This is a genomic window from Streptomyces sp. NPDC048600 (assembly GCF_055587025.1).
Window position 1 is genome coordinate 44,563 of the sequence record NZ_JBVJGZ010000007.1, and the last position, 14,831, is coordinate 59,393.

Here is a 14,831-nt window from a genome sequence, read left to right on the forward strand (position 1 = left end):
GTACGCAAGTGCCGTGCATTCGTACCCGCTCCGGCACGAGCCGACAGGGTGGGCGCGCCAAGGGCGTCTGCCCAACAGCGGTGGAGTCGCGTCGGCGTCGACACCCTTCGCCAGAGACGCTGCACGGCTTCGCCGGCACCGAGTCTTCTGCGAGGGCGAGATGGACGGGCCTTCAGGGGATCGCCGAGCTCGTCGTATGCTGCGGGCCACCTGCGGACTGACGGACGGAAGGGATTCGGTGCGGTGAGCGAATCGGTTCTGGTGATCTGCGACGAAGTTCCGCACACTGCGGTCTTGACCGACGCTGGCCCGCAGGGCATCGAGATCGTGAAGCTGCTGCACAGGCGAACCGGACTGACTCTGTGGCAGTGCAAGCTCCTCATCAGCCACCTGCCTGCGACCGTTCTGGAGCACGTGCCGGCAGAAGTCGCCGCCGCTTGTCCAGGTCGACGTCGAGCGTGCGGCACTCGAGGAGCGTTGAGGCGCGCCGGAGGTCACCGCGGACGATTTCCGAGGCTGCCCAGTAACATCCGAGGCGCACATCGACATCGAACGGGCCCGCCGGTACGAGACGAACGCCTTCGCCGCGCACGATGAGATCGCCACCGCGCTGGATCGCGCGAGCAGCATGACGCTCGAACAGATCGGCAATCTGCTGGCCGTGGCGATCACACTGGTCTCCGGCTTCTGGCAGGTGTCGCATCCCACTCCCACCCTCGCGGCGCTGTACGAACAGGTGCCGCAATGGGGTCACGTCGCGCTCGACTTCGCCTCACGGCTCGACCGCGCGCTGAAAGCGTTCGCCATCGGATTCACCGAGACGATGGCTCCGGATGACGGGGCCTAGACGGCCAGGTCCTCCGGCCTTCCCGGACCCTCCACACGCTGGTGGCCCGCGGCAAGCAGGTCCGCGCCCACGGTGTCAGCGGGGACGGGGCAGGGGGGGGGGGGGGGGGGGGGGGGGGGGGGGGGGGGGCGGGGGGGGGGGGGGGGGGGGGGGGGGGGGGGGGGGACCCCCCCCCCCCCCCCCCGCCCCTGGGGACGGTCTGTGGTCAGACTGCCGCTGAGACCATGGCCATGAGGCAGGCCAGGACGCCGCAGATCAGGACCGATGCTGCGCAGAAGGACACTGTCCTCTCGCGGGACAGGCGTCTGGCGCGCGCCACGATCAGGGCTGCCGGTGCCGCGACGAAGGGCAGGACCGCCGCTGCAAGGAGGGTCAGGCCCCAGCCCAGTGAGGCCGTGATGCCCTCAGGCATCGTCGCGTGGCCCAGGGCTCCCAGCGTGTGCTGGGCTCCGTTGAAGGCGAGTGGCAGTGCCGCGAGGAGTCCCGGCAGGAACGCCAGCCCGATCAGCATCACCGCGCCGACGGTAGAGAGCCGTGGGTTTGTTGTCGTTGTCCGCATGGAGTCCTCCTTTCCTACCAGCGCGGTGCGTACCAGCCGATGTTGGAGGCGAACAGGCCCCACATCAGCTTGGCGAACACGTTGTTCGCCTTGGCGCACGGCTTGCTCCGGTTGCACCAGGTGTTGTCGGGACCCCAGGCCTTCACGTTGAGCTGCAGTCTTCCGTACCGCTTGCCGAGCCAGAACTTGATGTACTTGTTCTTGCCTTCGATGTGCCCGGACAGGGACCTGAACTTCCAGCCCGTCGAGTAGATGTCGACGACGCGCACGGGGCCCTTGCCGTAGGCCAGGTTGCAGCGCTCGCCGTTGTTGAGGGTGGACCCGCAGCCTGTCAGCGGGAAGACCCAGAAATGGTTGCGCATCCACTTGAAGACGGTTTTGGCCGAGCTCCAGAAGTAGCCGAGATCGTAGGAGGAGCCGTAGGAGTATTCACCGCTCAGGTCGAGGCAGGAGACCGGGTTGCCACGGCAGTAGTCGTAGCTGTTGGCGTTTCCGCCCAGGACCGGGTCGACGGACAGGAAGCGGCCGGCGGCGGGATCGTAGAGGCGAACGCCCATGAGGACGACGCCGCTGGAGGTGTCGCTGCTGCGCTGGTACGTGCCGAGCCAGCCGTAGGTGGCGGCGGAAGTGCCGTCGAGGCGCCGGCCGTACTCGTCGTAGCGCTGCACCACCGGCGCCGAGCTCTGGTCCGGCGGGAGCTGGACCGCGACGTCTCCGTGGAGGTTGGAGAACTGCAGGACCGTACCGTCGGTGGCGGAGGTGGTCGCGGCGAGTCCGCCGGTCAGGTCCTGGACGTTACGGGTGACGGTTCCGGCCGAGGTCTTGGCCCAGGCCGGGCTGTCGCAGCTGCAGCTGTAGTGGTTGGTGGTGGTGGCCGAGGTGTCCCAGGTGCCTGCGGTGTTCTGGGTCTGGGTGGTCTGGACGGCGAGGCGTGCGGCCGCGTCCAGGGTCCAGGTGTTTCGCTCGGCGCCCACTGTCTCGGATGCGACGAGGTCGTTCGAGTAGTAGGTCAGGCTGGTGTCACCGCGGCTGGTGGTCCGGCCGAAGGCGTCGTAGGTGTACCCCGGGTTGACCAGACGATCGGCCGAGTCGTAGGTGTACGAGGAGGCGGTCGTCGTGGCGTCGGAGGTACTCGTGTCGCAGTCGTCGGCCGTTGTGGTCAGGCTCTTTCGGTTGCTGCTCGCGTCGAAGCCGTAGGAACGGGTGGTGCAGTTGCTGGCGGTGGCGTCGGACGCCTGGGTGAGACGCCCGGTGCTGTCGTAGGTGTACGCGGTCTGGGTGGTGAAGCCGTCGGTCTGGGTGTGACCGGCCTGGAGACCGGTGACGGTGTAGCCGACGGTGTCCGAGACGACGGTGGTGCCGTCGGTGGTGGTGTACTCCCGTCCGGTCGGCTGGCCGGCGGGGTCGGTGGTGACGGTCAGGGTGTGGTTGCCGGGCAGGGTCTCGGTGAGGAGGGTGCCGTCGGCGTTGTACGTGCCGGAGAAGGTGCCGGCGACGGAGTCGGTGACGGTCTTGCGGTTGTCGGCGGCGTCGTAGGTGTACGTGACGGTGGACGGGGCCGAGTCGGTGCTCTTCACCGGACGGTCCAGGGCGTCGTACTCCGTGGTGCTGGTGTTCCCCGCGCCGTCGGTGTACGAGGTCTGACGTCCGAGGGCGTCGTATCCGTAGGCGATGGTCTTGCCGTTCGAGGTCAGTGTGGCGGTCTGCCCGTTGGCCTCGTTGTAGGTCGTCGTGCTGGCCGGTGTGGCCTCGCCGATGCCGCCGGTGATGGCGGTCTTCGTCAGGCGTCCTGCGGAGTCCACCGTGGCGGTGGTGGTGCGGTTCGTGCCGTTGGCCGATTCGACCTTGGTCGCCGCCTGGCCCCAGCGGTTGTAGGTGTAGACGGTGGTGACGGTCTCGTCCGGGTTGGTGAGTCCACCGCTGATCTTCGCGGCGGGCGTGGTGCGGCACAGCATGCCGTCCCAGGCGACGGAGGCGCAGGTGCCGGTGGCCGCGGCGTCGTAGTAGGTGTAGTTGAGGGTGGTCGCGTCGGTGCCGCTGGATCCCGGAGTACGGGTGGTGGTCACTCGTCCCTGGGCGTCGTAGGTGGAGAGCAGGCGGCCGGGGTCGGCGCCGGTGGTGGCTTTCTCCTGTCCGGTCGCCCAGTCGTAGGCGGTGGTGGTCGTGCTGGTCTCGGCGTCCGCGCTGTAGCCGTCGACGGTGGCTCCGGTGGTCCTGGAGGTGACCATGCCGGATACGGCGGCGTCAGCGGGGCGTCCCTCGTCGTAGGCGTACGAGGTGTGCTGCCGCGCCGGGACGACGTCGCCTGCGGCCAGGGTGGTCTCGGCCGTGGAGCCCTTCAGTTCCCCGGTGAGGGTGATCTTGTGCAGCGGGCCGTACTCGTCCGTGAGCCGTTCGCCGTCCGCCGAGTACTCGGAGACGGTGGACAGCAGCGGGACGCGGTCGGCCGCGGTGAGGTCGCTCAGGCCGAACTCGGCCAGGGTGTCGCTGGAGACCGCGAGGGCGAGAGCGCGGTTGGCCGCGGTCAGCTGGGAGGTGACGTTGCCGTGCAGGTCGTACTCGGTGGTGGTGAGGGCGCCTCCGGCGTTGCGGGTGTTGGTCTCCCGGCCGTCGGCGTCGATGTAGGTGATGGTGGCGCGGTTGTAGGCGGTGGCCGCCAGTGCGCTGCCTGTGCTGGAGGTGGGGACGCTGTCGGGCGGGAAGACGGCGGTGGCGTCGGTGGGTGCGTTGTCCTGTGCCCAGGCGGCGACGGCGCTGGTCGTCATCTGCTGCGGGGCGGCGGTGCCGGAGAGCGGGACGTCGTAGACCACGGTGGTGGTCGCGTTGCCGCTGGTGGCGGAGTTCGAGCCCTGCTGGAGGGCGGGGCGGGAGACGGACAGGAGCATGCCCTCGCCGGCGGTCGCGGCCGCGCCGGCCTTGCCGTAGGTGAAGGTCCAGGCGAGTTCGCCGGGCGGCGTGAGCGCGGTGACGCGGCCGTTGCCGTCGTAGGAGTAGAGGGTCTTCAGCGCGGGGCTGATGCGGGGGTCCCAGACGGCGGCGAGGCGGCCGGCGGAGGTGTAGGTGTAGGAGGCGATGGTCTCGGCGGTGGCCGCGCTCGCGCCGGGGCTGGTGGCCCAGAGCTTGATCGCGGCGACCTGGCCGGTGTAGTCGCCGGGGGCGGAGGCGGTTGCGGTGGTGGAGGTCGCGTAGACGAGCTCCAGGACACGGCAGCCCTCGGTGGACGGGGTGGCCTGGCATACCGAGGCGGTGACGGCCCCGGTCGGGGAGATCACGTACTTCGGGCGGGCCAGGGTCTTGCCGCCCGAGGAGACGGTCTCGGAGACGATGGTCACCTTGGTGTCGTCGATGGCGGTGGCCGATGACGACAGGGCCCAGGTGGTGGCTCCGGAGAGCTTGGCGAAGACCGTGGTGTTGGCACTGGTGTCCTTCAGGGTGAAGGACGTGCCGGTGAGCGTTCCGGTCAGGGTGTACTGCTCGGCCCCGGGCTCAGGGGTCCAGCCGCCGCCGGTCTTTGCGGTGAACGCTATGGAGGTGCCGTCGGCCTGCAGCAGTTCCACCGAGGTGTCGGAGGTGGCGCGGATCTGGGTGTAGTCGCTCGCCGCGGCCTCGATCGAGGAGGCCCAGCCGGGTCCGAAGATCGCGGCCTGGCCCTCGGTGTCGCTGTTGTTGGCGCGCGAGGAGTAGGCGCGTCCGACCGAGGCTTCGAAGGCGGAGGCGTCGGTGGCGGCCAGGGTGTAGTCGCCGGTGAGCTGGTTCACCGAGCCGGGGCCGACACCGGTACTGGGCGCGTTGCCCGCGTCGCGGTCCAGGGTGGCCTCGACGGTCTGGGTGTAACCCGTGGTGGTGCCGTCGGTGAAGACGGCGCGGAGCTCGACGGTGCCGTCCTCGGCGAGGGTCGAGACCGCGTTCCACACCAGCTGCGTGGCGGTGCCGCCGTTGACCGCGACGGGCCAGGCGGTGACGGCCGTGCCCGCGGCGGTCACGTCGGCGACCGGGATGTTGCGCCAGGTGTCGGTCTCGCCGCGCCGGTACTGCCAGGTCGCGCCGGTGTAGGTGGTGCGGCCGGATGCGGCCAGGGTGAGGCGGCGGGCGGTGTCCGCGCCGTCGGTGGGGGCGAGGATCGCGGAGCCGTCGGCGCCGACGCCGAAGCTGTAGGCGGTGGTCGCGGTGGAGAGGTTGCCGCCGGAGTCGATGGTCCGGGCGTACAGGGTGTGCCAGCCGTTGTCCGGGTCGATGGACACGGTCTGGACGTCGCCGCCGGTGCCGTTGGTGGTGTCCAGCGTCTTGTCGGGGAGGCTGGAGTTGTCCAGGCCCCACTGGTAGCCGGCGCCGTCGGCGGAGGTGGTGTCCAGGGTGCAGTTGACCGCGCCGGACGCCTTGGCCGTCCACCCGTTCTGGGTGTAGGTGCCGCAGCTGATGGTGGGCGCGACGGGCAGTCCGGTGTTCAGGACGAAGGTGGTGTAGCCGGTCCAGGCGCCGTAGTCGGTGCCGTCGTGGGCCCGCACCCGGTAGCGCAGGTGGCTGCCGACCGGGAACGCGTTCGCCGTGGGGATCTTGTGGCTGGCGGTGGAACCGGAGGCCACCGAGGCCGAGGTGCCCGTGTAGGTGTAGGTGGTGTCGGCGTAGGCCGGGTCGGGAGTGACCTCGAACTGCGCCTTGGTGGCGGAGCCGTCGGGGTCGGTGACCTTGGCCGAGAGCGTCGGGTTCAGCGAGGTGACGTAGCGCTTGCCGTTGTAGGCGTTGGCCTGGGAAGGCGCGATCGCCGTGGCGGTCGGGCCGGACGGGTAGGAGTTGTACGTCACCGTCAGGTGCGGCTCGCTGGAGCCGTCGCCCGAGACGTAGTTGGCGCTGCGCCAGCGTCGCCAGGTGTAGGAGTCGGCCTCGTCGGCTCCGGCTATGCGGAAGCCGTAGTTGGCCGCGCCGTCGGCCCAGGCCTGGACGATGGTGTCCACGTCGAAGTCGACGGTGCCGGCCGGGCAGGAGGAGTTGTAGCCGAGCGCCGCCTTGCTGATGACCTCTCCGGTGGCGGTGGTGGCCGGCTGGGCGCCCCACGTCACCGTCGACGAGGACCAGGAACCGGTGATCCGGCGGACCTGGGTGCCCGCGCCGGTGGTGGCGCAGGTGGAGGAGTAGTCGGAGTACAGCGCCAGGTTGGTGTCGGTGATGTGCTTGCCCTTGAAGGGCGTGACGTCGAACTGGAGGTAGGAGCGGGCCTTGGTGGTGCCCGCGTCGTACGTGCCGCTCTTCAGCTCGGTGGACGACACCTGCGAGTCGGGGTAGTTCGTGGCGACCCAGGTGTCGGTGGACGCGGCCAGGGTGGTGGTCGGGTCGATCGTCACCGGGTAGACGAGGTCACGCTCGAAGTACGCCGCGTCCGGGCTGAGCACCAGTGTCTGGGTGCCGTTCTCGGCGGTCTCGACCCGGGTCTTCACCGGGGCCTGGTGCTTCGACTCGCCCGAGGCCTTGTCGACCGAGGAGTCCCACATCATCGGGGCCGGTGCCTCGGCGACCAGCCTGCCCTTCGCGTCCTTGAGCAGCAGGCGGCCCGAGTCGGCCAGGGAGAGCTTCAGACCGTCCAGGTCCAGGGGGATGCGGTACTCGGGGGCGCCGCCGGCGGGGGCCGCGTGCAGGACCACGTTCTGGGTGAAGCCCTGGGAGAGGGCCGTCACCGTGAGGGTCTCGTTGTCGCTCAGCGCGTAGGAGGCGGTGTCGCCCTTCACCTTCGGGGCGGGAAGTTTCCTCTCCCAGCCCATGGCGAAGGACTTGTCCCCCGTGGCGATCGAGGCCAACGCTGTGTCGCCGCCGTCGGACACCGTGATGTCCGCGACCGCGACCTCGGGCTCCAGGGACTTGCCCGTGTCGGTCAGGCTGGTGTCGACGTCCTGCCACTTTCCGCCGATGTTCTCGCGGATCGGCGCGGCGTAGACGGAAGTCTGCAGCTCACCACTGGGCAGCGCGTAGGTGGTTGAGGTCCCCGTCCGTTCCGACAGGGCCTCGATCCTCCGGTTCTGCATCCTTGCCATCAGCACGGCCGACGCGGTGTCCTCGGCGACCGCAGGGCCCGGCTTCGCCTTCTGGGCAGCGGGAGTCTGGGCCAGGGAGTTGGCGGAGGGCAGAGCCACCGCCAGGCCGGACGCCTGGGAGACCAGGGCGGCTTCGGCCACGAGGAGGGCCGCGACCGTCCAGGCCACCTGCTTCAGCCTGCGGTCGGACGGGGAGCGGGGCGGCGGGGTCTTGGTGGGGTCCCAGCCGACGGGATTGACCATGGGGTGTCCTCAAACAACCGGAGTTCAATATTCCGGATTGTTGGGGATCTTCACACCATTCTCACTGATGATCAACGACGCTTCGTAGAGGGCCCGTTATCAACTTGTCACCCCCCTTTACCGGTCGTTGGTGAACCCTGGGCGCTTTGGCCTGCAAGTGCCAAATGGACATCCGGCTCCGCCTGCGTGGAGCTGGCAAGCTTCACGACTCCCTTTTCTCTGAGGCGTTGCCTTGTTCTCATTTTGTGATCGCGGACAGCCGACGCGAGCGGAGCGGGGAGACCGCGGGGGCGGGCATCCGCACCGTGCGCATCAACTGAGCCTGGTTGCTGAGTTTCTGACATGCTGTTATCTCCATCACCATCTGCGGGTCCAGGTAAGTCATACGGCCTGGAAACCTCCCTCCGAACGGATCACTCATCCGCGTCGCTGGCCAGGCGGATCGACCCTCCCTCAGCGCATCGTCCGACTACTCGGCCGGGACATGACGGCGGGGCCGTGCGCTCCCGTGCTTCGCTTCGGGCCGCCGCCGCACCCGAGACGCGGCACAGGGAGGCGCACGGGGGCGCGGAGCGGCGTGGGACCGGCGGGGCACACGCCGATACGAGGCGCGCGTGAGCCCTTCCGCGCCCCTGGGTCCGATGCCAGGATGAGGCTATGACTGAGGGGGAAGCAGTGGCCGGCGCGGGCGTACGGGTTCGGTTAGACGGGGGCGGCGGCGGTGACGTCAGCGCTCTGAAGAAGTGGCTGGAGCAGGAACAGCCGCTGGCGGAGCTGATAGGCGCGCACCAGGTGACGGTCGAGGAACGGCATCGCACGGACCAGCCCGACGGCCGTCGGCACATGGGATTCGGCACGGAGATCGTGCTGGTGATCGTCGGTTCCACGGCCACGGTGACGGTCACGGCGCTGCTCGAGCACGTGCAACGGGCGGTGAAGGCCTGGCTGGCCAATCGCCGCCAGGTGGAGAGCGGCGATCCGCCCCGCCCCGCGATCAGCGAACTGGACTCCGACGAGACGTAGACCCTCCATGAGCGGCTATGACCCGCGCGGAAAGGCGAACAGGGCGCTCCTGATCGGCGTGTCCGAGTACGACCATGTCCGGCCGGACGACCGAGAGGGCGTGCCCGGCCAGCTCCCCGGCGTCCTGCACAACCGCCTCCGGCTCCGCGAGGCACTGCGCCGGACCGGACTGTTCGAGGCGGGCCACATCACCCTGTGCGCCTCGCCGCCCCACGACGTGTTCAACGAGGCACTGCGCCACGCCGCACAGGAGACCGGCGGGCTGCTGCTGTTCTACTTCGCCGGGCACGGCATCGTCCCGGCGGCGGGCGACGAGCTGTTCCTCCAGATGAGCAACGCGCGCGTGGTCGCGGGACAGCACGACGCCTTCCCCAACGCCGTGCCCTTCACCGAGGTCCTGGCCCAGCTCGTCGCCAGCCGCGCCGAGCGGGTCCTCGTCGTCCTCGACTGCTGCTACGCCGGCAACGCGGCGGCGATCTGGCACCGGTTCGACCACCTCAGGCGGCGCAAGACGCTGCTGCTGATGAGCGTGCAGTCCAACCGGCTCATCGACGCCGGGGACGGCAGCGGCGCCACGCCGTTCACCGAGGAGCTGGTACAGATCCTGGAGAAGGAGGCGGAGCTGTCGCTCGGCGCGCTGTACACGCAGCTCAAGGAGCGTATGGCCGCCGCAGGACATCGCACCGCGGTCGACGACGGGCAGGACCCGCAAGGTGTGTGGGAGCCCGGTGAGGACTTACTCCTGCGGAGCGCCGGCACCGCCACGCATGCGCCTCCCGCGCCTCAGGACGAGCGAGCCGGGCCGCATCCTCGGAGGCGGGGCCGCCGCCTGGCCGCCTTCCGGTCCGCCGCCGCACGGGCAAGGCGTATCCGGCCGCGCATCCGCCTGCTGCTGGCACTGGCCGTGCTCGTCGCGGGCTGCGGTGGCTATGGCATCAGCCGCCTGCTCGGCGACGACGGTCTCTGCAGGCCGCCGCTGGAGGTGCGCGTCCTCACCGAACCCGAACTGGAGCCGGTGGTCACCGCGGCCGCGACCCGCTTCCTGGACTCGGACGCGAACAAGGAGGACGGCTGCCACCGCCTCGGGATCACCGCCTACAGCGCGGGCGCCGCCGACACGGTGGACGCGCTGCACCGGCACACGGACCCGTGGCAGGAACCCCGCACGGAGGGGGAGAATCCGCAGCGGGACATCGGCCCGCAACCGGACGTGTGGATTCCCGCAACCATGGCCGACGTCAGCCGTGTCACCGAGAATCGGCCCGGGCGCTCGTACGCCCGTCTGGAGCCGGAGCCGGAGCCGCTGGCGTACTCGCCCGTCGTACTCGCCGTCCCCGAGGGCCACGCCACCGAGGCCCCCCGACGCACCGGACGCCCGCTGGCGGAGCTGATCCGCGCCCTCGGACAGCGCCTCCCGACGGTCGAGACCCGCCGCCCCGATCCGGAACGTACGGACTCCGCGCTGTTGGCCACGACGGCCCTGTACGCCACCGGGACCGGGGCCCGCGACGCCGAGCAGCGGCTCACACAGGCCGCGGCACCCTCGCTGACGGCCGCGGAGCTGCTGTGCGACCTGCTGGAGGACACCGCCGTGGACCGCCGCACGGCGGCGCTCGTGCCCGAGTTCCTGCTCAAGAGCGGCACCACCTGCAGCAACGTCACCGTGCGGCAGGTGGCCCGGGTCGCCGAGTACCCGCTCGACGTGCCGGCCCTCCGACCGGCGTTCGTCCGCGTGCGCTGGCAGGACGCCGACCGGGACGAGGACCGGCGGAACAAGGCGGTGCGGTCGTTCCGCGACTGGCTGTACGGCGAGGAGGGCCAAGCCGTCCTCGGCGCCGCGGGCTTCCGCTCCGCCGGCACCGGACACCTTCTGCTCGCCGCGAAACCCGCCGAGGGAATGCTCGCCGACCCTGGGCGTCCCCAGCCGGACGCGGTCGGGAAGACGATGACCGAGACGCTGCTGCGGTACCGCACTGCCAGCGGCCCGGGCCGGGTGCTGTTCCTGCTGGACAGCTCCGGGTCCATGGCCACCCGGTGGAAGGGGTCGAGCGGCGGCCCCGGTCTGGTCCGGCAGGCTCTCGGCGCACTCGCCGACGACAAGGACGAGTACGGCGTGTGGGCGATGTACGGCACCTCCGGCGACGGGTACGCCCCGCTGCTACCACTCGGACCGCACAAGAAGGCCGACGCCGAGCGGATCCTGCTCGACGGCGACCTCACCACGGTGCACGACACCGAGGCCGACCCGCGCCGCGCCCTCCTGGCTGCGCTGGGGCAGCTGGCGGACCGCGACGGCGCGGACGACCGGCCACGGCTCGTCGTCCTGATCACCGACGACGAGGACAACAACCGGCTGACCGGTGCTGCCCGCACGGCCGTCCTGGCCACGGCGGGCACTTCGCGGATCCCGGTCGCGGTGGTGTCGCTGGACGGCGGAGGCTGCGACCCGAGCCGCGTGGACGCACAGCTCGCCGAAGCGAGCGGCGGACGCTGCCTGGACGCCGGCGACGACCTCGGCACCGCCCTGCACGACGAGGTCGCCCGCACCGGTATGGGGGACGGATGAGGACCTGGACACCCGGCGCCGGACGGGAAAGGACACCCATGCGGACCGGACAGCGCGTGAGGGCGTGCCGGCGGATCGGTGCGACGTCGGCGGTGCTCGCGCTGATGCTCCTCGCCGCCTGCACCGGCGGCCCGGACGACGGGTCCGGCTCGTCCGCGCCCGGTGCCGACGACGAGATCGTCGTGGCCAGCGGACTGGACGCCACCGGGGAGAACGACATCCGCCGACGGCTCGTGGAGGCCTGGAACGACCGGCAGGGCGACGCGGAACCGAAGGCGCGGATCGTGGAACTGCCCGCCTCCGCCCGCGAGCAGCGTAGCCAGATCCTCGGAGCGCTCCAGTCCGGCAGCTCCCGGTACGACGTGGTGAACCTGGACGTGACCTTGGTACCGGAGTTCGCCGAGACCGGGTTGATCATGCCGCTGGACGACACCGCGGTGGCCGAGCCCGCCGACCTCATCCCTTCGGTGGACGCCACGGCCAAGTGGCGGGGCAGGCGCTACGCCGTTCCGTTCAACAGCGATGTCGGGCTGCTGTACTACCGGCGCGACTTCCTCTCCGCCGCGCAGGCACAGATCACCGACCTGTCCGGCGAGGTCACCTGGGCGCACCTGCGCGACGTGATCACCCATCTCGGCCAGAACAAGCCGCCGGGGTACGAGGCGGGCTGGACCACACAGCTCGACGGTGAAGGCCGCACCGTCAACACGATCGAGGCGTTCGCGTCGGCCGTCGACGGGCTCGAACTCACCGACGAGCGAGGCCGCTACACCGGCTCCGAGCAGGACTTGGAGACCGGTGTGGCCGAACTGCGGCGGCGCACCAGCTCGGCCTACACCCTTCCCGACGCCTACGACTCCGAGGAGCAGGACACCCAGAGCCACTTCGAGGCCGGCCGGACCGCGTTCCTGCGCCACTGGCCGTCCGCGTACGGGCCCCTCCACCAGAATTTCTCCGAAAGGCAGTTGGGCGTGGTCGCCCTGCCCGGCAAGGCGGTGCTCGGCGGGCAGAACCTGGCGGTGACCTCGTCCTCGCCGCACGCCCGCGAAGCGGCCGACCTGATCAGGTTCCTCACCGACCCCGACAGCCAACGCTGCCTGCTGGACGCCGGCTTCGCGGCGACCCGTGACTCCGCGTACCGCGACGACCGCCTCGTCTGCGGGCATGTCGACGCGCGGGACACCGCGGCGTCGGCCTCGCCGTCCGCCGGCCCGCCGTCGGCCTCCCCGAGCGGGGAGGGCACCGATCGCACGCCGCGCGACGCGGCCGGCCGCCCCCGGTACGCGCAGGATGTCCTGCTGCCCGCGCTCAGGAACGGGGTGGAACGACCCCGCACGCCTCTCTACGGCCCCTTCAATCAGATCCTCACCGACACACTGCAACCCCTCTTCGAGGACGAGCCGCAGAGCGGAGAGGAGCCCAGCGACGTGGAACTCGCCAGTCGGCTGGACGCGAAGCTGCGGGAGGCGATGTCAGGCTGAACCTCGCGGCACGGCCTTTCCTGCTCACACGGGGCGAGTGCGTGAAACTGACGAAGGCCATCGGGGCGCAGTTGCATGCTCCCCGATGGCCGCTCAGCAGCACCGCGACGTCGACTTCGACCTGCTCGCCGACGTGTGCGGCGCGGAATGTTCCGGTGTCCGCCCCTTAGAAGGTGACGTTCCAGGAGTCGATCCTGCCGGTGTCGCCGCCGGCGTTGTCGTTCACGCGGAGCTTCCACGTGCCGTTCGCGACCTCGGTGGAGGCGTTGACGGTGTAGACCTGGCTGATGTTGTCGGTGCTGCCGCCCGAGCGGTTGTGGACCGTGTAGACGGTGCCGTCCGGGGCGATCAGGTCGACCTTCAGGTCGCCGATGTAGGTGTGCACGATGTTCACGCCGACCTTGAGGGTGGCCGGGGCGTTGCCGGTCACGCCGCTGACGGTGATCGGGCTCTCCACGGTCGTGTTGTCACCGATGGCGAAGTCCGTCGTGTTCTCGAAGTACTTGCCGGGCGGCGGGGTGCTGCCGACGGCCTTGAGGGCGTCGACCTGTCCCTCGCCGAAGAAGCCGTTCTTGGCCGTGGTGCCCTTGCAGCGGCTGTCCGACGGGCAGGCGACGTCGTTGGCCTGGGTGGCCAGCTTGTCGCGCAGCTGTGCCGGGGTGATGCCGGGGTTGGTGCTGGCCAGCAGCGCCGCCACGCCGGCGACGTGCGGCGAGGCCATCGAAGTGCCGCTCTTGGACCCGTACTTGCCGCCGGGCAGGGTGCTGTAGATGCCGGTGGTGTCTCCGCCCGGGGCCGTGACGTCGATGACGTTCAGGCCGTAGTTGGAGTACGAGGCCTTCGCGGTGGTGCCCATCGCCGAGACCGTGACGACGCCCGGGAGCTCGGTCGGGATGTCCAGGCATGCGTTGGTGATGGTGCGGGTGACCGGCGTCGAGTCGTTCGGGCTCTCGGTGTCGGTCGTCTTGTTGGCCAGGTCGATGTTGGAGTTGCCGGCCGCCGCGACCTGGAGCGAGCCCTTGCCCTCCGCGTACTCCTGGGCGCGCTTGACGCCCTCGATGATCGCGGCCTGGTCGGCGTTGTCCGGGCAGTTGAACTGCCACGGGTCGGTGTAGTAGCTGTTGTTGGTGACCTTGAAGCCGTGGTCACCGGCCCACATGAAGCCGCAGATGGTGTTCTCGGCGAAGAAGAGCGAGGTGCCGGGTTCGGCGATGCGCACCGAGGAGATCGTCACGCCCGGGGCCACGCCGATGACGCCCTTGCCGTTCTTGGCGGCCGCGACCGTACCGGCCACGTGCGTGCCGTGGGTGCCGACGTCGCGCCAGGCGCCCGTACGGGTGTCCGGCTTGCCGTACGCGCAGGACGCGGAGTCCGCGGCGTTGAAGTTCGGCGCCAGGTCCTGGTGCTGGTCGTCCACACCGGTGTCCAGGATGCCGACCTTGACGGAGGCGGAGCCCGTGGTGACGGCCCAGGCCTGGTCGGCCTTGATCTGGGTCATGTCGGCGCGGACCGGCTCGCCCGAAGGGGTCGTGGACTGCGCCGGGTTGGCGGGCAGCGCCGGGTTGTAGGCGTCCGCCGGCACGTCGGAGGTGCGGGTGGCGCCGACCTGCTGAACCCCGCTCACGCCGCGCATGGTGGTGGCGAAGGAGGCGGACGCGGAGTGGGCGGTGATGACACCGATCGCGTCGTAGTACTGGAAGACCGTTCCGCCGTTGGCGGTGACCGCGTTGCGGACCGCCGAGGTGTCACCGGGGGCGGTGATCACGAGGTAGGCGCGGGTGCCCGCAACCCAGTTCGCACTCTGGGAAGCGGGGGCCGCGGCCCGGGGCGCCGCCGCGGGCGCGGGAGCGGCGGAGCCGGAGGGGGAGACGGGGTCGGTGCCGGCGAGCGCGGCGGGGGCCCCGAAGGCGAGCGCCGAGCCGAGCGTGGCGGCCAGCACGAGGGTACGTCGAGGTCGGCTGGATCTGTGGGGTATCAATGCGTCCTCCGAAGACCCGGTGGTCAGGCCGGGTCGTGCGAAACAGATGATGGACGCAAGATGTCATGCACACGGCCGATTACGGAAGTACCTTTTGCAACAAGGGAGTTC

The 14,831-nt window shown here is 70.4% G+C and carries 7 protein-coding genes; 4 read left to right on the forward strand and 3 right to left on the reverse strand.

Features of this window, described 5'->3' with window-relative positions; genetic code table 11:
• Positions 1-541: 541 nt before the first annotated feature.
• A complete protein-coding gene (locus ACZ6SQ_RS11825) occupies positions 542-847 on the forward strand; it encodes a hypothetical protein (protein ID WP_469560244.1) in 306 nt (101 codons plus the stop codon).
• 205 nt (positions 848-1,052) lie between these two features.
• On the opposite strand, the gene ACZ6SQ_RS11830 is transcribed toward ACZ6SQ_RS11825, so the two are convergent.
• A complete protein-coding gene (locus ACZ6SQ_RS11830; RefSeq protein WP_469559708.1) occupies positions 1,053-1,406 on the reverse strand; it encodes a hypothetical protein in 354 nt (117 codons plus the stop codon).
• Between the two features lie 14 nt (positions 1,407-1,420).
• Positions 1,421-7,672 carry a DNRLRE domain-containing protein gene (locus ACZ6SQ_RS11835; protein WP_469559710.1) on the reverse strand — a complete coding sequence of 2,084 codons (6,252 nt, stop codon included), beginning with the start codon at positions 7,670-7,672 and terminating at the stop codon, positions 1,421-1,423.
• Positions 7,673-8,329: 657 nt separating this feature from the next.
• Between ACZ6SQ_RS11835 and ACZ6SQ_RS11840 the strand changes: the two genes are divergently transcribed.
• Genes ACZ6SQ_RS11840 through ACZ6SQ_RS11850 form a run of 3 tightly spaced genes read left to right on the forward strand, consistent with a single transcriptional unit; the run spans position 8,330 to position 12,742 of the window.
• Positions 8,330-8,695 carry a hypothetical protein gene (locus tag ACZ6SQ_RS11840; protein ID WP_469559712.1) on the forward strand — a complete coding sequence of 122 codons (366 nt, stop codon included), beginning with the start codon at positions 8,330-8,332 and terminating at the stop codon, positions 8,693-8,695.
• 7 nt (positions 8,696-8,702) lie between these two features.
• Positions 8,703-11,261, forward strand: coding sequence for a substrate-binding domain-containing protein (locus ACZ6SQ_RS11845; protein WP_469559715.1), 2,559 nt, complete (start codon positions 8,703-8,705; stop codon positions 11,259-11,261).
• A 38-nt stretch (positions 11,262-11,299) separates the two neighbouring features.
• On the forward strand, positions 11,300-12,742 hold the full coding sequence (locus tag ACZ6SQ_RS11850; protein ID WP_469559717.1) for an extracellular solute-binding protein: 1,443 nt from the start codon (positions 11,300-11,302) through the stop codon (positions 12,740-12,742).
• A 166-nt stretch (positions 12,743-12,908) separates the two neighbouring features.
• Here the strand turns inward: ACZ6SQ_RS11850 and ACZ6SQ_RS11855 are convergent, their stop codons facing one another.
• Complete coding sequence (locus ACZ6SQ_RS11855; protein WP_469559720.1) at positions 12,909-14,681, reverse strand: S8 family serine peptidase; 1,773 nt, start codon at positions 14,679-14,681, stop codon at positions 12,909-12,911.
• Positions 14,682-14,831 lie beyond the last annotated feature (150 nt).